The following is a 22,632-nucleotide window of genomic DNA, read 5'->3' on the forward strand; positions in this document are numbered from 1 at the left end:
TGCTTATCTTATGTGGTTATATTGTAAGTTGAAGACCAAATGTTACAACTTTCAATGGAGGAAGCCCCGTCAATGTCCGTATTTCAGGATCACCTCCTTCGTAGTCCGTGATTGTTATTATATTTTGTCCTTGGATATACAGCCTTCCTGATTTAATCCGCGCCTTATTTATCCAACTTTGGGGTATCGGGTATGATAATGAAATGTTTTTTAGTCGGATAAATGATGCATCAGACACTGCCCTATCACTTGTTAATACTGCGGTGCCGGTTGTGTTTACAGTTGTAGAGAACTTTTGTATCGAGGCTTGATCTCCGATTTTTTGCCAACGGTCGAGTACATATGCGACTTGGTTTGCAGCAGCAACTCCCGGCGCTACACCAAAATATGAGTTAAAGGATTTTTGTTTTACAAATTGGAATAAGATATCTAAACTTACCCCATTGTAGGTAAATGAATTTTGAACTCCTCCATAATATTTAGGGTTAAGATCTATATAAACTGTTCTATCAATGCTTCCATCAGGATTGGAAGTCAGCTTCCCTTCATGATCCTCGAATGAATATAATCCCGTTGTCGGATCAACCCCCATATATTTATATAACTTTGTTACCGCCAGTGATTTGCCAATTAAGTCACTGTTTACATCTGCGTCAACATCACCATAGCTTACTAACTTATTTCGTGGTATTGTAAGATTAATCGAACTCGTCCATTTAAACTTTGACAGCGCTAAATTTATGGAATTAAAACTCAACTCAAATCCAGAGTTTTGAACTTTAGCTGGACGATTCTGAATTAGGTTAGTTCCACCTGTAATTGTTACTATTGATACATTTAGAAGTTGATTTGTACAAGTATTCCGGTAATAAGTTCCACCGAATAGAAGTCGATCGCTTAAAAATCCTAATTCCAACGAAGTCGAGAACTTTTTAGTTTCCTCCCATTGAAGATGTGGGTTAGGGAATCCCGAATATGGTTCTAGACCGATGATTCCCTGGTAAGATGTTCCACCGGTTGATGTATTGCCATACAAGTTCAAATAGCCGTAGTCTCCTATTTGATCATTCCCCGTCGTTCCATAACTAGCCCTCACCTTTCCAAAACTTATGGCTGGAATATTCTCTTTCAAAAATGTCTCGCTTGAAAATATCCATGCTCCCGCAATAGAAGCAAAGTTGTGGAATTTGTTTCTTCCTCCAAATCGACTAGAACCATCCCGACGTATAGTACCATTTATGATATACTTATTAGCCAAGTTGTAAGTTAATCTACTAAAAACAGCATTGTATTTGTATTTTGACAATATTACAGCATCTGTTTCCGGGTCGACAATAACCGTAGATGCAGCCTTAATATTCAACATAGATTGGTCTGATGTGAATCCAGAAGCGTTGAGGTATTGTCGATCCCTACTTTCATGCTGAAGAGTGGCTCCTACTAAAAAATCGATCTTATTATCTTTAAAGCTTCGAGAATATGTCATTTGTGGTTCTATTATCCACGATGAGATTTCTGCATTATTGAATCCAGCCGTTCTAGTCACATTCTGCCGAACATTCGGAGGAAATGAAGACAACGGATTTGTTCTTATTTCTTCAGATTCTAACTTATTATAGCCGAATGAACTTTTTATTTCTAATCCAGCAATTGGCTGATAGGTGATTAAAGCATTTGATATTAAGTTACTCGTTTTGTTTATATACTTTCTTTCTAAGAATACCAATGGATTCGTTAACGACCCCACCATGGTTGGCGTTATATTATTGGGCAAATATGCCCAGTTAAGTGTACCGTCAGCGCTACGCAAATCAGGCGCATTTGGCGGTCTGGTAAATGCTGAATTTACAAAGGCGTTTACAGATGCAAGTTGGTTGTTATCGAAAACATAATTTCCTATTAAATTAAATCCAAATTTTTTGTTTTCTGATGTATTGCTGAGATTGAAGTGAACAGACGCTTTCTTATCACTTAGATTACCTGGTGTAACACTCCCTTGATTAAGATAAGCAAAGCTAGCTAAAACATTAGTATTCCTACTTCCTCCTGAAAGGCTCAATTGGGCATTCGTGTAATTTGCTCTTCCCCCTATTAGCTCCTTTTGCCAATCTGTATACTTATTTTGATCCCAAAAAGTCAAATCATACACCCCTGGGCCTGGAACCGTTGGAATCTGCTTGTTATCATTTATGTATCCCTCTTTCCTCATTGCAAGATATTCTTGGGTATTTAGTAACTTGAGCATTCTCGGAACTGTTTGCCATCCCTGCTCAAAAGAAGCGTTAACCGAAGTTTGTCCAGCTCTTCCTTTCTTCGTCGTAATAATAATCGCACCATTTGCGGCCCTGCTGCCATATATAGATGTGGCATCTGCGTCCTTTAGCACACTTATATTTTCAATATCTTGAGGGTTTATGAAACTCAAAGGATTACCCTGCGTAGAAGTCCGTATACCAGAGGTTCCCGACCCGGATTGTCCTAATTCATTCGCTAAACTTGGCAAAAGTTGTGAAGTGTACGGTACTCCGTCAATTACATAGAAAGGGTCGTTATCGTTTTGCATGCTGTTTTGACCTTGAATTAAGACCTTAACTCCGGCCCCTGGCACTCCAGATGATTGCTGTATAAAAACACCGGGAACCCTACCATTTATTGCAAGTAGTGGATTCGAAACTGGCGATCTTGCAATTTCATCACCACTAACTGTCATAATATTACCGGTACTAAGTCGTCGACTAGTTGTTCCATATGCCTGTACTTGCACTGCATCCAATACACCCACGTATTCTTTCAGCCTAACGACACCAATAGAAAAACGGCCTTGCACAGCTACTTCCGTGGTCAAAAATGATACGCTTGAAATTATTAATGATGCGTCGGAAGTGACTCCTTCCAGAATGAACTCGCCCTTAGAATTGGTCATAGTTCCTAGACGAGTATTACCTTTCATAATAATCGTAGCCCCTGCTATACTGCCTCCCTTTTCATCGATAACTTTCCCCGAAACCGACAGAGTATCAGCCGGTGCAAACAAATGAGACTTCTTCAATACCTTTCTCACCCCAATCTGCTTCTCACTTATCACCTCATACAACAAATCCCTTCCCTTGAAAAGCTCCGCTAAAATACTCACCACCTGTTTATCCTTCGCATCGTAATCAATATTCGTATATGCGGCAAGATCATTATCAACAAAATAAATTGTAATCCCGCTCTTTTTACTGATCTGATTTAAAATATTACTAAGACTACTCTTCTTAACCGAAATACTTATTTCTTTCCCTTGTAGCGGCGTTAGTCGCGCAGTTGATTGTAGATAAGTACACAAGCACAATATGACCACAAGTAAAGCGTGTAGGCTAGGTCGTTTTACATTACATCTGAACATAATGACAGTATTTTGGTTTCAAATTCTGGTTGGTATACCTTCCTTTGCAACCCCTTGTGCTATATTGTACACTACAGCTCAACAAACAGATCCCCGTCAAAAACGTTCAATCGGATCAAAATCCAATAGAATGCGCTATTGTGCTTGGCGATCTGTTCTTTAAGGTTACGAGGAAATTGATAAAAAGCAATAGCTAGTCGTATTATTTACATTCTAATAAATAACATACATCATCAGGTATACGGGCTGGTTAGTCAGCGACACTTTTTGTGTTCCCCCGTCGCTGCGGTAACATGACAGTCCTATTCCTATAACCCTGATTTAACAAAAAGGTAATGTTCCCTCTTAAACTTTTTTTTGAATACGCTCTGAACATCCGGGTTAACGCAATGAATGGCAGACTGTACCTGACATCCTCTACTCATTCTACTCCCGAAAAAGGAAGAATTTTTTCTTATTTTTTGGCCGTTTTGCGCTACTTTAGACAAAGAATTAGCGATCTGAATACAGCTCTTGGAAATTTGGAATTCTACTCAAAACACCTTTTCCTTTCAAAATAAGTGACACTTTGTTGGCCGAAAATTTAGTTCCGGCCTCTACTTTTTATTCTTAAACCTAAGCACCAGGTCATGCCGGCTTGATATATGAACGAAAAGACTGCAAAATATACGGATCGAGAACTATTTCAACGGGTTAGTAAAGGTGATCAGGCATCACTAACAATATTATATACCAACTACCGTGACAGATTGTTGCGGGAATCCTATTTTATTCTGGGTGATATGGCTGACGCGGAAGATACCGTGCAGGAAGTCTTTGTGGCCGTATGGAACCTCAGACAATCGATCAAAGTAGAAAACTCCTTTCTTCCCTATCTGCTACAGGCAACCTGGAACAAGAGCCTCACTAAAATACGCAACAGAATGAAAAAGGAAGAGCTTGAAGAGATGTATCATTATGTTGCAGAAAAAACGATCGAAGATCAGCCATTCGAAAGAGAAGAACTCGCTCAGCTGCTAGACAAAGCGCTACAGCTTGTACCTCCTGCTGCCAGGAGATCTTTCATGCTGCAATATATGGAAGGCCATAATCAGCAAAGCGTGGCTACACAGCAAAATATCAGCCTGCAGGTCGTGAAGAACAACGTAAGTCTGGCATTACGTATCCTCAGACAAGCGCTTGGAAACAAAAAAAGTTTCTAAGCGGAACATTACTTTTTAACAAATTTTGAGTTATAACGATACATGGAAAAGCTTAACAATATACACTCATTGGTAATGCAGGAGATTGGTGGTGACCTGAGTGAACCCGATAGGGTTCATTTGTTACAGCTTGCGTCAGAAGATCCGGAAGTAGCCGAAGTTCGTGATTATCTGTGGAAGACGGTTGGATCGGACGAAGTGGCCAAATATATATCTCAGCATCCAGTGGAAGAGCAAACAGCCAAACTCCTCGGACAACTAAATACACCTAGACACACGGGCAGAAGAATAGTATATATCGGCACCGCCGTAGCAGCCGCTGCCGCTATTATAATAATGTTTAATACCGGCGTATTTACATCAAAGAAACAGTTAGAGTTAGCACAAGGGAACAACCAGCCCGACACCAATAAAAATGTACAACTGGCATTGTCTACTGGTAACGTTTATGACATCAATAACGACACTGCCATGTCCGCTGCCAATAGCAAGTGGAAGATCACCAATAAAACACTCACGCTCGAAGACAACCGCTCAGAAACAGAACAATATGCGACCTTACGTGTTCCGGCAGGAAAAGACTATTCACTCGTATTGCCAGATGGATCACGGATCCAGGTAAATGCTGCCAGCACCGTAAAATTCCCGTTAGCATTCAAAAAGAACGTAAGAGATATTTACGTTACTGGCGAAGCATTCATCCATGCAGCAGCCGATCCTTCCAAACCATTCCGCGTACATCTCTCCGGCTCCGTAGTAGATGTCCTGGGCACTGAGTTCAATGTCAATACCTACGATTCATTGGCAAAAATTGCCTTAGTCTCCGGTAGCGTAAAAGTGAGTTCATCAAAAACCAACACCATATTAAAGCCGGGATCCATGGGTATCGTATCTTCTTCGGGAATATCCGTTTCAGGATTCGATGAATACGAGACATTAAGCTGGCGTACTGGCCGGTTCGTCTTCCGTAATGCGAAATTCGAAGATGTTTGTAAGGTGATCCCACGGTGGTTCGGCGTTCGTGTTGTACTCGACAATAATCAGCTATCAGATAAACGCTTCTCAGGAATGATCGACCGCTATCAGCCGCTGGAACTCCAGTTAAAAGGGCTGAAAGCCACTGGTGCGATCGATTATCACATTACCGGCGACAGTACCATTCACGTTAAGTTCATGTAACAATTCCTTTCAACCATACCATCATCCCCGCCACCAAGACCTGTTTCATCCGCTGTCCGGTTCAGTCTCAAACCGGACAGGTTTGTCCCTTCCTCTATTTCGCAGAAAACAGCTATTGTATAACTGCGAAAACCAGAACTACTTATAAAAAAACAGGATGGCTTTCACCATCCTGTTTTAATTATCTAAGTCATCACTACTCTACTATCATCAGAGGTCTGCTCATCTTATCCGTACCATTCCTCCACACAATCCTGTACGTTCCTCCGTGCAATCCATCCAGCACAATATTCACTTTTCCTGTACCCGCTACGACCTTAATCGTCCGCAGAACATTTCCATTGATATCTACCAGTGTCACCTCTGCGTCTTTGTCTGTAACAGGGAATTGTATCGTTATTGTATTGCCTGAAGTAACAGGATTCGGATACAACGACATTGCACTTCTTGCTCCGGGATCCGGCGTGCCTATATAAGTAAAGGTACCTAAGGTAGCAGTATCGGTGGCAGTCATTACACTTACTTCGCCAGTACCTCCAGCTCCTACGATCGCCATGATAGTACTATCGTCTACTATCACAAAACTACTTACTGCAGTATCTCCGACACTTACATTTAATGCTCCTGTAAATCCGCTACCGTTAATTGTTACTGAAGTACCTAATCCTCCACTTACAGGACTAAAGGATTTTATAGCTACCGGTGTAGGAGGAATAATATAAGTAAAGCCATTCAAGCTGCCTGTACCATGTACCGTCTTCACTTCTACGTTGCCTGTATTTCCCTCTCCTACAACAGCCTCAATCTTAGTGTCAGATACCACACTGAAAGAAGAAGCAAGCACTCCGCCGAAACTAACTTTTGTTACACCCAGGAACCACTTGCCCTCAATAGTTACTGTTGTGCCAACTGCCGCCGTTGCAGGATAGAATGAACTAACAACTGGCGTACTGTCTATCACCGGAGGTAAAGGAATGAACACAAATCCTCCCAGGCTGTCTACACCTTCTGTACCTGATACTTTCACTGCACCACTTGCACCATTTCCTACTACCAGCGAAATCACGCTATCTGATTCAAGGATAAAGCTATTCACCGGCATTCCACCCAGTGTCACTGAAGATATGTCATTGAAGTTCTTTCCTCTCACTTTTACGATGGTTCCGGTGCCACCTGAAACAGGACTGAAGGAATAAATATGTGGTGTTTTATCTATTACTACAGGTGGGATATAAGTAAATCCTCCCAGGCTGTCCACACCTTCTGTACCAGATACTTTCACTGAACCACTTGCACCATTTCCTACAACCAGCGATATCACGCTATCTGATTCAAGGGTAAAGCTACCTGCTGAAGTACCACCCAATGTCACTGACGACACATATCCGAAGTTCTTTCCTTTCAATGTAACTACTGTTCCTGTACCACCCGAAACAGGATTAAACGAATAAATATGCGGCGTTTTATCTATCACTACAGGCGGGATATAAGTAAACCCTTCCAGGCTATCCACACCTGCTGTACCAGACACTTTCACCGCACCATTCGCTCCTGTTCCTACTGTCAAGGTAATTACGCTATCCGATTTTATGGTGAAGCCAGCTGCAGGAGTACCACCCAATGTCACTGAAGACACATGCGTGAAATTCTTTCCGTACACCTCTACCACATCTCCGGTAGCTCCTGACACAGGATTGAATGAACGGATGACAGGCGTCGTATCTACCGGTTCATCATAAACAAATTGTCCGAAAGACAATGAACCATTTGCAATATACAGCGTCACTGATGCCGTTTTTCCTACTGGCACTATAAAAGAAAGCTCGTTATCGGATATCACCTTAAAGGAATCCACCGGCACATTCCCGATAGCAGCACCTGTTATAAATTGAAAATATTCGCCTGTCACCGTCACTTTTGTACCTGCAGTTCCGGACTGCGGCGTAAATCCTGCTATATTCGGTGTCGGTGTAGTGTAGATAAATCCAGATCTTTGACCAATACCTCCGGCAGTAGTGACCACCACATTTCCGGTTGCGCCATTTCCCACATATGCCTGGATCGTGGTAGCGTTCAGTACATTGAAATAAGCCACCTCAACACCACCGAGTGAAACAGACGTTACATTCGTAAAGTTCTGTCCATAAATGGTGATACGATCTCCCGTGGTCGCCTGTGCTGGCAGAAAAGCAGTAACAAGTGGCGCAGGCAGGAATGTAAACCCATTAGCTTCTGCACTATAATTTGCAGTAGCCACCTTTACAGCACCTGTATTTCCGTTGCCTACAACTGCTCTTATCTCAAAATCAGATATGATCTGATAAGAAGTTGCCAGTACATTACCAAAGCTCACACCCGTTACACCAGAGAGTTTTGTTCCACGTATAGTTACGGTCGTTCCTTTGGCTGCAGTTACGGGCGAAAACGATTGTATCGTTGGTTTTTCCAGATAAGTGAATCCGGTCTTTACATCAGTACCCCATGGTCCTGTTACAGTAACCGCTCCTGCGCCGGCAACTCCAATTCCAACTACTGCAACGATCCTGGTATCTGACGTTATGGTATATGAGGCAGCAGCATATCCACCACCAAAATATACGCCGGTAATACCCGAAAATCCTTTACCATTAATTACTACCGTATCTCCTTTAGCAGCCGAAGCAGGCGTGAAGTCGTTTATCTTCACCTGCATGAACACGAATCCGCCTAATGAATCAGCTCCCGAAGGCGTTACTACACTCACCTTGCCACTTGCACCTGCTCCCACCATCGCGTCAATTGTAGTATCTGAACTGACGATGAAGGAAGTCGCCGGCACATTGCCAAAGTTAACTGCCGTTGCTCCGCTAAGATGTTTACCAAAGATCCTTACCTCATTACCTGATCTTGCGGTATCCGCTGCAAAGGATGTTATTACAGGTCTTGTTACAGGCGCCAGCTTATTCAATAATATAGAAAGCTGTTTATTACTATTGTTAGATACTACCAGGTCCAATCTTCCGTCATTATTGATATCTGCCATCGCTACACCGATAGGGTTAGTGCCTGCACTGTAATCTATCTTCGGAGCAAAGCTGATACTGCCTGTTGTACTGGTATTCTGCAATACGGTTAATTTACCATTCGCAGGATCAGGCAAGGCCACTTCCGGTTTGCCATCTCCAGTAAGATCTCCTACCGACATCTCTCCATTAGTACCGCTGCTCATCGGGAAATGAGCTGTTTCTGTCAGCGAAATATTTCCCGGAGTAGAATTATTCTTGAATACGTTCAGCCACTTTTTGCTGTTTGCGATCAACAGCTCCTGTTTACCATCTCCATCAAGGTCGGCCATTTTCAGCCTGTTGAAATTTCCGCCGTCGGTTATCCTGTAATCTATCCTGTCAGCCCAGTTAGACGCTCCTACATTCGATGTATTCCGGAATACGGAGAACATACCATAACCATCGTAAGCTGTTATCAGTTCCGGCTTTCCATCACCATCCAGGTCGCCCAACAGCATGTCATATGTACGGTAAGGGATTGCAGGCGTCGCTCCTTTTACAAAAGAGATACGCTTGTTGTTGCCATTATAAATACCTGTACTGAGCGTATTAAAATTAGTAAGTGATAATACAAAATCCGTATGCCCGTCACCATCTATATCTCCCGTTGTCATTGCGTAATTGGCAAGTCCGATGTAACTGAGCAGTGTATTACTACCGAAAGCAACATTATTATCGGCAGACAAATTACGCACCCATGCCACGGCATACAGGTCTGAATTTGTCTGCATGAACAGATCCTTTTTACCATCCCCATCCATGTCATGCAGGAACCCGTCGAAGGTATAAGCGCCTACCTGCACTGGTGCTGCCGCAGTTAAAGAATCGCCTTTGCTGGTATTCTTCACCACGCTCATAAAATTAGAACCGCCGTTCACTACCAGCAGGTCAGTATTCTTATCGCCATTCACATCGTTTGCCAGTATTCTAACAGGATTATTACCGGTTGTAAAGCTGCCGGATATCGTAAAGGAACTATCTGTAAGATCACCGCCGGTAAAGGTTAGTGCGAAAGGCTTGGTTGCATATCCCGTCGCGCCATTGGCTGTTACGCTCAATGGCTCATAAGTAGCACCAAACGGTACCTGTACCTGTAACGTCGTAGCAGAAGCTGCTATCACATCTGCCTTCACAGCTCCAAAGTATACATAGTTACTGTCAGTACGCTGGTTAAATCCAAGACCGTTGATCGTTACAATTGAACCTGCACTGCCGCTTTCAGGTGAGAATGAACGTACTATAGGATGCGGTGGCAAACAAACGATCTGTTTAGCCGAAAGACCGCTACCCGTAGCTGTTGTTACGCCTACCTGTCCGGTTGCACCCTGTCCTATATAAGCGATCAGCGTATCCCTGTTAACAGCCCTGAATGAATCTGCGCTTACGCCACCAAAGGTTACGCCTGTTACATTAATTAAGTATCTACCGAAAATACGTACCTGCCCAAGCGTGCTCACGGTATCGGGGGTGAAAGAATTGATGACAGGAACCGGAGGTATGAAATTAAAACCTGGCAATGAGTCGGTTAATCCACCGATCGTTACCCTCACATAACCTGAATAACCCTCTCCAACTCTTACCGTCATACTAGTGGCAGTAGAAGATACCACGGTGGCAGCAGTAGCCCCCAATGTTGCAGTACCTGCACCTAAACCTTTTCCGGTAATAGTGATGAGGTCATTCACTCTGCCTGAAGCCGGGCTAAAGGATGTGAGTTGCGGATATAACTGGAACCCTGGCAGGGCCACAGTGGTCACGTTGTTTGTAACAAATACATTACCATTACTGCCAGTACTCACGACCGCTTTTATCAGCGTGTCATTCACCACTGTGAAAGCCACAGCTGCTGTATCACCAAATCCAACGTTAGTAACACCTGTAAAGTTGCTGCCTGTAATAGTAATGGTATCTCCTGCATATGCCTTCGCAGGAGCAAAGGATTTAATAACAGGTTCTCCTTCCCTGCTACCATTATTCCTGAAAATAGACATTTTACTGAAGTCGCCGGTCACCAGTCCTATAAGATCAGGCTTACCATCACGGTCCAGATCACCGGAAGAAATACGTACGTACCCCTGATCAGCCAATTCTACAACGGGTGCAAATTCAAATATGCCGCCACTGGCCGTTTTATTTTTAACAAGCGCTATCTGATTTGATGCTACGCTCAGGTCGGGCTTTCCATCTCCATCCATATCTGCTACGCTCACATCATAAACATAATTGTTCATTTTCACGTTCACCCTGTCCGTAAAAGATATATTCCCCGGTACGCTATTATTTCTAAATACTGATATCGTCTGGTTATTATGCCCTGCGATCAGATCTATTTTGCCATCATCATTCATGTCGGCAGCGGTGATAGAAGTAGCCGCTCCGTCTGTTGTATTGTAGATAGCCAGATCTCCAAACCTGATGATGCCGAGATAACTCATATTCCGCCATACATACACACCTGCGGGATAATTATTTGCCCAGGCAATATCTGTTTTTCCATCCCTGTCAAAGTCGCCTGAGACAAGCTGCAAATTACTTGTAGGCGTAGAAATGGAAGCATGTTTCAAAAATGAAATATTCGAACCGTTGGAAGTATTCCTATACACGGCTACGTAGGCGCCGGAATTGGTCGAAACAGCAAAGTCTACTTTTCCATCGCCATCGTAATCTCCTACGGTGATGTCATTATATGATCCAGCATTATCCACCATATATCCCCCGTTGAATTGTATATTGCCGGGAGTGCTTACATTGATGAATGCATAAACTGCTTTAAAGTTGCTGCTCGTACAAATTGCCAGTACATCCAATCTTCCATCTCCGTCAATATCCCCCATCTTCAAAGTCCGCGCATTGACGGACATGGAACGGTCAGTTCTGGCAGCCATTGTGATCGCGCCATTTTTACTTGTATTCCGGAATACGCTCAATACACTCGTCAGTCCATTATTCTGCACTTCTATGATATCGTTCAGTCCATCTCCATCCACATCTGCTAAAGCCGGTCCACCAGGATTAGGACCTGAAACATAATCAGCTCTTGTGAAGGAATTGGCAGTAAACGCGCTATCCTTACCTTCATAACGTGGCAGTAGCTGCTGCGCCGAATAAGCTGTCAGCCTGCTGTTTGTTACAGTCAATGTATTCAGATTGCCACCTGCCGGTACGTTTACAGTAAGTGCATTCTCCGACGCCGCAGTTACATTTGCTTTTATGCCACCAAAGTAAACAGTATTATCAGCCGCAGTAGTATTGAAGTTACCGCCACTAATAGTTAAGGCATCGCCTGCCGCTGCTGTCAGCTTAGAAATGTTATGTATAACTGGCCCCGAATATAAGCCGCTGTATGTGGCTGACCCATTCGGAGAAGCAACTGCTACCGGCCATATGCCAGGGGCATTGGTTACATCCCCTACCACTGCATTGATAACCGTATCTGATTCAACAGTAAAAGATTGTGCAGGCACACCGCCGATTGTCACGGTACTACTATCCCTGAAGTTGGCTCCTACTATTTTAATTGTTGAACCTTTAGTTCCATAAGAGGGTCTCAGCGCTACGACCTGTGTTCCCGTGGAATATACAAACCCGCTCAGCGAGACATAGCCGTAATATCCATATACTGTTATAACGCCTGATTGCGTTTTTGGCACCACAGCCCTGATCAGAGACGGAGAGATAACGGTGAAGGAAGTAGCTTCAACACCACCAATGAATACGTTTGTTACGTCGGCAAAGTTGATACCGTAGATGGAGATAACCTTGCCACTATCAGCGGCGACAGGCGAGAAGGAGGTAATAGCACTTGGTGTGTTAAAGGTAAAACCTCCCAGGGTATCCGTTCCATAAGGCGTTGTTACGCTAACGGCGCCACTGGCATTATCTCCCACGTTAGCATCGATGATATAGTTTGAACGTACGCTAAATCCGTCTACCGGTTTTCCACCTATCGTTACGGCCGTAGCTCCTGTAAACTCCTTTCCGTAAATTATGACGGCGGTACGTCTGCCACCTGAAGTAGGCGTAAATGACTGAACATCGGGAGGCCCGTCATAAACAAATCCTGGTATAGTAGCAGATCCCGAGGGATTTCCCACCACGATATTCCCATTAGACCCTGCGCCCACTACAACGGAAATGCTGGTAGCTGAATTAATGGTATAAGAAGCCGCTGCTTCGCCGCCTATTGTTATTGAATTGACATTTTTTAAACTGTATCCACGTATCTCTATCACATCGCCAGTCTTAGCCACCATAGGCGTTACACTGGTTACAACCGGATTTGGTATATAAGTGAACCCGCTCAGTGTAGCCACGCCTGCAGGCGTCGTAATCGTAATATTTCCTGAATTACCATTTTTCACATAGGCGACTATAGAATCATTGCTGATCAAACGGAATGAATCTGCCGGTACCCCACCGAAACTTACATTTGAAGCCCCATTCAGGTCAATACCTTTGATACTCACCTGCTGTCCGTATCCGGCACTCGCCGGGGTGAAAGCATCTATAAATGGCAATCCGCAATCATTCCTTGAAAAGCACAGCGATGTCATGCTTGCCATCACATCCAGCTTGCCATCCATATTCATATCTACCATCCTCAGATCCTCTGCTCTGACACCAGCTTTCGACTGATTCGCAGGTGAAAAAGCGATCGTACCGGCAACACTTGCATTCTGTAAAGTGACGAAACCATCAATATTAGCAATAACCAGGTCAGGCAGCCCCTCTCCTGTCAGATCACCAATACTGACACAGCCGGCATTGCTGATACCTGTAATATCCAATCTTTCGTTAAAGGATATATTACCTGGTACAGAAGTATTTTTCAATACGGTCACTGCGCCTTCGGAAGCACTGGACACTACGATGTCAGGGGTATTATCACCATTCAGATCGCCCGCCGCAATGCGTTCAGGCTTATTTACTACGGTAAACCGGCGGGAAGCGTCGAAGGAAATAACGCCGGCCGCGCTGGTATTACGTAGTACCGATACCGTATTCGAATTGGTGTTGCCAGACATGATGTCCTTTAATCCATCCCCATCAATATCTGCTACTGCAACATTGATCGGAGACGTACCTGCATTGAATCCAGCTACGAATACCCATGAAGGCGTTCCCGGCGTACTTGTATTCTTATATACCCGGAGGCTTGTATTACCGGAACCTACGATCAGTTCAGGTAAACCATCTCCATCCAGATCTCCCAAAGCCACTTCTCCCGGCGCATCATCACCTGAAGACAGGTTGATATCTGTCGTCGCAAAACTGAGACTTCCGATACCAGAAGAGGTATTCCTATATATATTAACGCTGTAGATACTCGGATAACTGACCACCAGGTCGGGCTTTCCATCCCCATCCACATCTCCGGATGCCATTCCTCCGGCAAAACCGGTATAGATATTCTCAGATATATTTAAGGACATGCTCACATTGGCTGCTCCCGGCGTACCATTGTTTCTGAGTACAGCAAAATGAGTGGCATTCACAGTACTGATGGCAGCAGCATCCGATACCCCATCCATATCAAAATCAGCCGTTGCTATCCGCGTTGCCCTGGATGGATAACCGCTCCACATATCGGTTAATGCGAATGAATTCGTGTAAGTAATGGAGTGGCTATTCAATTTGCCAACCGGGCTGTAGGTGAGGTTAAACGCCTGCCTCGAACTGGCTGATTTCCCGTTTACCATCACGCTTACCGGCTCCGCATTAGCCCCCAGCGGCGCAGTCACGGTCAGCATATTAGTAGTCGCAGCTGTTACCGTAGCTTTGGTAACGCCAAAATAAACCTTGTTTTCAGTCGGTACCGTGCTAAAATTACTCCCCGTAATGGTTACCGAAGTCCCCGGTGGACCAATTACAGGATTGATCTGGGTAATGGCGGGTTGAGCGAAAACCGATACTGCACTCAACAGCAATAGGTTAACAATAAACAAGTACTTCCTGACAGTAGACCTGCCAGGCATAGGTAGCGGATACGAACAATTCATTTTGTCCCCTTTTTTATTAAAGATGCTTATATGGTATATTTTCCATATTAAATACAAATCTAAATTAACAAAATTTATAAATCACTTTTCCGGTCGGGATACCTGAAAATAATCCTGGATTACTGGCATAAGCGTTGATGTAGCTTGGTATGGCCGAAAAAAAAAACATATCTAATCGCCTGCTACTGGTAAAAGCCAAAGAGGCAGAATCTCTTGGCGATAGTACTAAGGCGCTGGCATTATATCAGCAAGTGGTTAACAATGATCCCCTTGAGGAGATGGCATGGCAACGCCTGATGGTGATATATCGGAAACAGCGGGACTATAAAAGCGAATTGAAGATTATCAACCTCGCATTGAAGAGCTACGAGGCACATAATAAAGATGCGCAAAAGCAATGGCTGCTGAAAAATAAGAAATCGGCCACCCTTTTCAAATCCCTGGCAAAAAGCCTGGGGCTAATGGATAGCAAAGGCATTATTACGAATAATGATCCTATTCTTGACAAATGGAATTACCGGAAAGAATGGGTAACAGCAAGGTTGAAAAACCGAAACAAGAAAAAGTGATCACTTCCAGCCCTCTTCCATATGCTCATAGCTCTTCTTATCAACCGTTTTCTTTTTCTTAGAACGAGAGATCCCTTTTTTCTTGCGGGCGTTGATATTATTAACAAGTGAGTTTTTTACACCCAGCCTGTTCCGTTTGGTAGTCTTTGGCTTTTTAGCCGCCGTTTTCTTACTACGGGGTTTTCTTCGCGTAGTCTTCTTTTTTGCAGCCATATTGTTTTTACCATATCGCTACTATAATTGTGCCGCAGGCGCCGTAGTCAGCAGTCGTATGTTGAAGAAAAAGGGTCAACCTTTAAAGTTGACCCTGGTCTTATTTCTTATTTGAAGTCCACCCAAACAATATAGGCTTTTTTATGCCTCCTCCCTTTTTTCTCAATCATCATCGTCGCCATAGTTTTACTGTCCTCTGAAGTGGTGATCATTTCCAGCTGACAGAACTTGTTCTCATCTTTAGCTGCCGGTTCTCCGAACAGATAAGCTTTCGTCACCTTCTTACCATCAAAGGTGGCACAAGCCGTATTCGCATTACTTATAGCTAACGACCTTTTTCTCGTCAAAAAATCATTACGCTCATCTTCTATCTTCACATGACTATCATTGAAGAATACATATTCCCGACCATTCACGAATAAGTAATCATAAGAATAAAAAGCAGGCATAACATCGTTAATACCGCCTGCCCTGAAATGCCAGCTGGACCATTTTCTACGGTTGATCAGAAACATATCCAGTGTTCTTTCCACAGTCTGACGCTTAGCAATCGTAAAACTGCTCAATTCTTTTCCATCCAGGCCCGCGTTCACAATGCCGATATCTCCCATATGAGTGAGCCACACCGTTCTGGTGGTAACTGATGCTGACTTACCAGCTTCTCCGGTACCCATTGTCTTAGAGTCATGTTGCATGTATTCAAATAAATAGGTGATGGTTCCGTCATCCTGCAATCTAAAGTCCTGTATGAAACCCGTGTATCCTGCCTGTCTTTTCTTTTTGGAAGCAGTGTTTTGTTCTGCATAGGCAGATAGCTGTGGGTGTTTAATGAGATAATGGTTTTTTACTTCCAGCGTAACAGGGTCAAGTACATTCATTTCCAAAGCGTAGTTCGAATTAGCAAACCCCATAATGCCCTTGTCTTGATCTTCCTTTTTCGTTTCAAAGGCGTTAAGCATGTATACAAGCCCGTCCTCTTTTCTGTGTTTTAACACCAGCATCGAAACATTATAATCATCTGTATAATCCAAAATCTTTGATTCAAAACTTTTATTCCCCTTTTGCAAACGGCCTATAATTACATGGGAACCCTGACCTCCGGTTGCCTTTGTGTTGTAGCCCTGACAAGCGATAAACACATACTTATCCTGATTGACGTAAATGTCCGGAAATACCAGGTATCTGTAAGTACCTCCTGGCGATTTAAAAAGGGCGCGGCTAATCACCTTATGGTCCGGTGCAAAATGGATAAGCTCAATGTGCTCTTTCTCTTTAGCAGAAGATTCAACATTACAAACGCCTATTGCATAATATTCTGAAGCTGGATCTTTCCTTACGATAAATTGGGCACTTTGAAAATTACCGTAACCTCTGTCACGCGTCTCGCTCACTGGTATCTGATGATTTTTCGCCAGCTCTTCCTCCCGCAACAGCTTTCCCGTTTTTCCATCAAATATTAAGCGGTAAAGCGTAGGACGTCTTTCGATCAGTTGCTCTAAAAAGACTACTGCGTTGCCATTCACCTCAAAAAGTGCCTTCAGGTCGGCATCTTTCATTTTCTTGGGTTTCCATGAACCGATACGGTTATTCACAACTCCTGCTGACTGATGTTGCTGATCATAAACAGTTACATTAACTCCTTTAGACCTGGTAAACTGGAAAAACAATGTATTTCCATTCTTCATGAGCAATAACCGGCTTGCGCCCATTTCGGGTTCTTTAAACGCGTTACTTTTCGTATATGCCGGCGCTTCCGTTTGCTGGGCTATTGCTGTGTGCAACCCAAAGCACAGGCAAACAAGTAAGATTGTCCTCTTCATAGGTATGTAGATAATTTCGCGCGCAAAAGTAAGTGAAAGACCGAACAAACCATGACAATTATTAATAATATCTCAGGGAGTAATAAAACGGGTACTCAGCCTGGGCCAAACGCCAGGCATAACAAACCTCCAAAGATGGAATCAGGGATCTTTAATGATGATTGCTATTGATAAATTTGATCTCCATAATTTTCTGCTCGAAATCATTTGCCGGAACCAGGGCGCGCGACTTGATCCGTGTCTTATAAGTATAAACAGTGCTCACACTATAGTCTAATATCTTGGCTATAGCCTCATGCTCATTTATTCCCAGGCGCATCAAAGCAAATATCCGGAGCGTGGCATTCAGTGTTTCATCGGATTTGGGCCAGATCTGATCTTCCTTTTTAAGCATTTCATTAAACGAGGTGATAAAGTTGGGGAACATCGTTAAAAAAACAGTATCGAGCATATTGTATAAATGCTCCTTTTCTTCTTCGATATGTACTTTGTTCAGAAACTGATTGACGTCTTTATATTTCCCCAGCTTGATATCATGCAGGGTTTGATGTTTAATTTTATCTATGGTCTCTATATATGATGAACAGGTTTTAAAGAACAGTCCTATCAGCTCCTCTTTTATCCTGGAAGATTCCCATAGCTTCTCATTGACTCCTTCCAGTTCGTTGTTCTTTTCCTTTATTAACTGTTCATTGGCTTTGATAAGTAATATTTGTCTACGGTAAACAACCAGCAAAAAAAACAGAACGATGGCGACAATGAAAAAGATCAGCAGACCAATGAGCAGCTTATCTTTTTCATGTTGCTTCTGATCGATCACTTTACCCGCAACCAGGGGTAACATCGATTCGATCTGAACAGCACGATTTCTGGCGCCATAAAATTTAGCGTTGCGGGAAGCCTCCTGCAAACAAACATAGGCGTCGTTAATCTTATCCAGCTTGAACAACTCCTGTCCGAGTAAAAATATGGCCAATGTTTCTTTGGTGGATGAGCGGATGTCGTTTATCGCGGCAAGCGCCAGGAAAAGTATCCGGTCCTTACCCGTATAGGCAAAGCTGATCCTTGTCGCAACCATCGCTATCCCATGTTCGGGCAGGTTGCGTTGTATAATAACATTAAAGAAGAAGTCGGGCGTTAATTCTTTGTGTTTTAAAGAGTCCGGTCGAAAGGCCAGGTTAATGGTCTGCTCAAAATCGTTAGAGGGAGTGACGATTTCTGCCTTCTTAAAAGCCTCCTCCGATTGCCTGCGGTAGTCACGCGAAAAATAGGCGTCATTGTCGTATTCTGCAATACCGGCATTCAGCCGGGCCTGCAAGACAAAATAATCCGTTTTCAGGACTTTTGTCAACCCACTGGTATCAATTTCTCCTGTAACGTCAAAAGCCTCCTTATAAAATCCTGAATTCAGTAAAATGCTCCCGAGCATCATTTTGCTCCGGATCAGGTGATCATTTTTATTAAACTTTCCTGCAACCCTGATCATCTGTTTGATATAAACAAACGCGGAATCAAATTTGAAGGAACGGTATTCCTCAAAGATCTTTGAGTAAAGATCGAACTGCGTATCAAAATTTAAACTATCCGTATGAAGCAACTGGGATCTTAACTGGTTTATCCGCTTTTGTTTATTCTGATCATATGAATGCGCCCTGGCAAGCTCCGATTTAAGGACTGTTACCAGACTGTCAGATTTACCGTTTTGAGAATATCCATTAAACCATAAAAACAAAAAGAATGATACAAATAGTATTTTATTCATATAGATCTGAGACCTAATTTAAGTAGTGCGTAATTTCCCGCCCCTGTATAGCGGTTGTCCCTAACAAATTCTTCCGTCCGAAAATTAGTTAACCTGTTTTAAAAATACATCATCGGTCACCTATTAAATTGGTACGAAACTCCTGAAATCTGTTACCAAAATCCCTTTTTTCTTCAAAAAATCGACCATTAAACTGATCAAACCCTGTCAGATAAGCCTAGATTTTTCCATGCAGCAATTCTATCAATTTATTGATTATCAGATAAATATCTTTTGAATAATCTAGATTTTTCTATTCCAACACTCCGCTCCGGCATCAGACGCCCGATTAGTGATTTAATTTGACCCGTCAATTTAAACGCCTAGACCGGCGTTTGTCCACGAACATCAGCTGCAGCGATGAACGATGAAAATGTCCGCGTTTATGAACAAATTAAGCAGTCCGTTATGCTAACAAAAATTCTACGAGTATTAAGTTGTTTCACCCTGATCTTTGGCCTCGCCTACACGGCCTATGCGCAAGACAGGGTTATTGAAGGGAGAGTAATCGATTCCGCAAGTACAAGTCCACTGCCCGGGGTAACTGTCAGAATTGCAGGAACCAAAACCGGAACTGCTACCGACGTAAACGGTTCATTCCGGCTAACCGCTACAGCAACAGCACGTGAACTTATCATCTCCTCTATTAATTACGCCACTAAAACGGTTGCCATAACAGGTAGTTCCATTACGGTGAAGCTGGCCCCATCAAGTCAGTCGCTGGAAGGTGTCGAGGTAGTAAGTGTCGGTTATGGCACTATGAACAAAAGGGAAGTATCGAGTGCAATAACACATATAAGCGCCAATGAGCTGAAAGCCGTTGGAAGTAACAACCCATTAATGTCTTTACAGGGAAAGGTTGCAGGTCTCAACATTTCCAATACAGCCACCGCCGATCCCAACTCCTCTCCCAGTATCCAGTTGAGAGGCGTTTCATCACGCAGCGCGGGTCTTGGTCCGCTATACGTGGTGAACGGCGTTCCGGGCGGTAATATCGATAACATCAACCAGAATGATATCGAATCCATCGACGTGCTGAAAGGTGGTGCGGCATCAGCTATTTACGGTACCCGTGGTAGCAATGGCGTTATCATCATTACCACCAAGAAAGGCACCGGTGTATCAAAAATGATTTACAGCAGCTATGTCAGCCTTGACCGCCTCAGTATGGCACCGGAAGTGCTCACTGCTGACGAATTCCGTCAGTACAGGGTTAAAGGTACTCCAGTCAGAGGTATCGACTATGGGGGCAATACAGACTGGATGAAGTCCGTTACCCGTTCGCAGGGATACGCACAGAAACATACCTTACAGATCTCAGGAGGAACAGCGAACGATAACTATTTTGCTTCCGCCGATTACCGGAACGCAACAGGCGTTGACCTGCGTGCATCTAAAAAGGAATACGGCGCCCGTCTGAACCTGAATCATATATCAAAAGAAAACGTTTATACAGTTAACCTGAATGTTGCTCCCCGTTATATGGAGACCAGCAACGCCGATCAGGGTAATTTCAATAACGCCATTACGCTGAACCCTACTATTCCAATCTACGACAGCACCGGCTATCGCTACATCAATACTGGTTTCTTCTCTAACAACCCTGTTGAAAATGCAAGGGTGATCAAAAGCCAGGCAGAAATAAAACAGTTGGACATGAGCGCCTCCTTTAAGGTGAACATTCTGAAGAACCTGAATTCCGCAATAACCGTGTCGAATATCAGATCATCTTACAAGAACCTGAATTTCCGCCCGTCTACCCTGACCACCATCGTTCATTCCGGTAATGTGACCAAGACGAACTATGCGTCTCAGGAACAAATAGACAACGACCAGCGGAACCTCGAGTGGACGTTCAATTACTCACTGAACCTGGCGAGAAACCACTTTAAAGTACTGGGTGGTTATTCATACAGCTACTTCAACTACAAGCAATTTAACGCCAACAACTATGATTTTCCATTTGATACATACTTATGGAACAATCTGGGATCCGGTACCTGGAATGGCGGCGATAAGGGTAATGCGCAATCGGCTGTAGGGTCAACTCAGAACGACTCCCGCCTCGCAGCGTTCTTCGCAAGGATCAACTATGATTTCGATAATAAATATATCCTGACCGCGAGCCTCAGGCATGAAGGTTCATCTAAATTCGGCCGCAACAATAAATGGGGTAACTTCCCGGCTGTATCCGCTGCATGGCGCATTTCCGATGAAGGCTTCATGAAAGATGAGATCAGCTGGTTAAACGACCTGAAACTGAGAGTTGACTACGGCGTAACAGGTAACCAGGATTTTGACAATTACAAGTCATTGCTTTTATACGGCGGTTACGGCTATTTCACTTACAACGGGATCACCTACCAGGTGTATGGTCCGGCACAGAACATCAACCCTAATCTGGGTTGGGAAAAAGCCATCAACTTCAACGCCGGCATCGACTTTGAATTATTCAACAATCGCGTATCAGGTTCCCTGAACTACTACGTGCGCACTAATGAAGACCTGCTGGGTAATTATAAGGTGCCCCTTCCTCCTAACCCTCAGTCAGAAACATTCACCAATGTGGGTACAATGAAGAACTCCGGTTTGGAGCTACAGTTGAGCGCCCAGGTGATAAATCATGGTGACTTTAGCTACAATGTATCATTTGCAGGTGCTTTAAATAATAACAATTTCGTTTCCTTCTCCAACAAAATTTATCAGGGAGCTCCCTTCCAGGACCAGGCAGGATTGTCTGCTCCGGGTACACCAGGCCCTATCCAACGTTTACAGGAAGGCCACCGTATCGGAGAATTCTATATGTTAAAGTCTGCGGGAGTGGATGAAACCGGCGCACTGTTGGTGTATAAAAAGGATGGCACTATAGTAACTGCCAACAAGGCGAATGCGGACGACAAACAGTTCGTAGGTAATGGTCTTCCTAAATTTACAGGTTCGCTCGGTAATCAGTTCCGCTACAAGAACTGGGACCTGAACATCTTCCTCAGAGGAAACTTTGGATATAAAGTGTTCAACTCACAGGCTTTCTATTTAGGTACTGCCGCCACACAAACCGATGCTAACACTTTAAAATCGGCTTATGATCCGGGCAGCAAATATTCCAAGCTGACCAATTCGTCTACTGCATCACTTGCGTCAGATTATTTCCTGGAATCAGGGTCTTTTGTTAAGATCGATAACATAACACTGGGCTATAATTATTCCATTAATTCCAAATTCCTGCATGGCATCAGAGTGTACGGAGCAGTAAGCAACCTGCATACTTTTACCAGCTTTACCGGTGGCGATCCAGACCTGTACCCGGTTAACGGGCTCACACCCGGCGTTAAGGGCGATCCGACTAATGGTTATGGTTTGAACTTCTATCCGGCTACTATCCAGCTGTTGGGAGGCTTACAGGTTACATTCTAAACA

Annotated in this window: 9 protein-coding genes; 4 read left to right on the top strand and 5 right to left on the bottom strand. The window is 43.6% G+C overall.

What is annotated here, in order from left to right; all coding sequences use genetic code 11:
* Positions 1-16: 16 nt before the first annotated feature.
* Complete coding sequence (locus tag C7475_RS29495) at positions 17-3,388, bottom strand: SusC/RagA family TonB-linked outer membrane protein (protein ID WP_110057036.1); 3,372 nt, start codon at positions 3,386-3,388, stop codon at positions 17-19.
* Positions 3,389-4,032: 644 nt separating this feature from the next.
* Between C7475_RS29495 and C7475_RS29500 the strand changes: the two genes are divergently transcribed.
* Positions 4,033-4,590, top strand: a complete 558-nt coding sequence (locus C7475_RS29500) for an RNA polymerase sigma factor (RefSeq protein ID WP_110057037.1) — start codon at positions 4,033-4,035, stop codon at positions 4,588-4,590.
* 42 nt (positions 4,591-4,632) lie between these two features.
* Positions 4,633-5,769 carry a FecR family protein gene (locus C7475_RS29505; protein WP_110057038.1) on the top strand — a complete coding sequence of 379 codons (1,137 nt, stop codon included), beginning with the start codon at positions 4,633-4,635 and terminating at the stop codon, positions 5,767-5,769.
* Positions 5,770-5,965: 196 nt separating this feature from the next.
* Here C7475_RS29505 and C7475_RS29510 read toward each other — a convergent pair whose 3' ends face one another.
* Entirely contained in the window at positions 5,966-14,812 is an 8,847-nt protein-coding gene (locus tag C7475_RS29510; RefSeq protein WP_110057039.1) for an IPT/TIG domain-containing protein, read from the bottom strand.
* Between the two features lie 149 nt (positions 14,813-14,961).
* Between C7475_RS29510 and C7475_RS29515 the strand changes: the two genes are divergently transcribed.
* A complete protein-coding gene (locus C7475_RS29515) occupies positions 14,962-15,381 on the top strand; it encodes a bacterial transcriptional activator domain-containing protein (protein WP_110057040.1) in 420 nt (139 codons plus the stop codon).
* On the opposite strand, the gene C7475_RS29520 is transcribed toward C7475_RS29515, so the two are convergent.
* The 3 genes from C7475_RS29520 to C7475_RS29530 all read right to left on the bottom strand — a co-directional run bounded on the left by C7475_RS29520 (position 15,382) and on the right by C7475_RS29530 (position 19,176).
* The gene (locus C7475_RS29520; RefSeq protein ID WP_110057041.1) at positions 15,382-15,594 is read right to left on the bottom strand and encodes a hypothetical protein; all 213 of its coding nucleotides are present in this window, start codon (positions 15,592-15,594) and stop codon (positions 15,382-15,384) included. It abuts the gene before it with no gap.
* 107 nt (positions 15,595-15,701) lie between these two features.
* Positions 15,702-17,414 carry a hypothetical protein gene (locus C7475_RS29525; protein WP_146217696.1) on the bottom strand — a complete coding sequence of 571 codons (1,713 nt, stop codon included), beginning with the start codon at positions 17,412-17,414 and terminating at the stop codon, positions 15,702-15,704.
* 151 nt (positions 17,415-17,565) lie between these two features.
* Positions 17,566-19,176: a DUF6377 domain-containing protein gene (locus tag C7475_RS29530; protein WP_110057043.1), complete on the bottom strand. Its 1,611-nt coding sequence runs from the start codon at positions 19,174-19,176 to the stop codon at positions 17,566-17,568.
* Between the two features lie 447 nt (positions 19,177-19,623).
* Here C7475_RS29530 and C7475_RS29535 point away from each other — a divergent pair, with 447 nt between their 5' ends.
* Positions 19,624-22,629: a SusC/RagA family TonB-linked outer membrane protein gene (locus tag C7475_RS29535; RefSeq protein ID WP_110057168.1), complete on the top strand. Its 3,006-nt coding sequence runs from the start codon at positions 19,624-19,626 to the stop codon at positions 22,627-22,629.
* The last annotated feature ends 3 nt before the right edge of the window (positions 22,630-22,632 follow it).

This window comes from Chitinophaga sp. S165 (assembly GCF_003182155.1).
Taxonomy (GTDB): domain Bacteria; phylum Bacteroidota; class Bacteroidia; order Chitinophagales; family Chitinophagaceae; genus Chitinophaga.

Excerpts from the sequence above, each read along its gene's own strand:
- C7475_RS29495 (WP_110057036.1), bottom strand. The coding sequence starts at position 3,388 with ATGTTCAGATGTAATGTAAAACGACCTAGCCTACACGCTTTACTTGTG.
- C7475_RS29500 (WP_110057037.1), top strand. The coding sequence starts at position 4,033 with ATGAACGAAAAGACTGCAAAATATACGGATCGAGAACTATTTCAACGG.
- C7475_RS29505 (WP_110057038.1), top strand. The coding sequence starts at position 4,633 with ATGGAAAAGCTTAACAATATACACTCATTGGTAATGCAGGAGATTGGT.
- C7475_RS29510 (WP_110057039.1), bottom strand. The coding sequence starts at position 14,812 with ATGAATTGTTCGTATCCGCTACCTATGCCTGGCAGGTCTACTGTCAGG.
- C7475_RS29515 (WP_110057040.1), top strand. The coding sequence starts at position 14,962 with ATGGCCGAAAAAAAAAACATATCTAATCGCCTGCTACTGGTAAAAGCC.
- C7475_RS29520 (WP_110057041.1), bottom strand. The coding sequence starts at position 15,594 with ATGGCTGCAAAAAAGAAGACTACGCGAAGAAAACCCCGTAGTAAGAAA.
- C7475_RS29525 (WP_146217696.1), bottom strand. The coding sequence starts at position 17,414 with ATGAAGAGGACAATCTTACTTGTTTGCCTGTGCTTTGGGTTGCACACA.
- C7475_RS29530 (WP_110057043.1), bottom strand. The coding sequence starts at position 19,176 with ATGAATAAAATACTATTTGTATCATTCTTTTTGTTTTTATGGTTTAAT.
- C7475_RS29535 (WP_110057168.1), top strand. The coding sequence starts at position 19,624 with ATGCTAACAAAAATTCTACGAGTATTAAGTTGTTTCACCCTGATCTTT.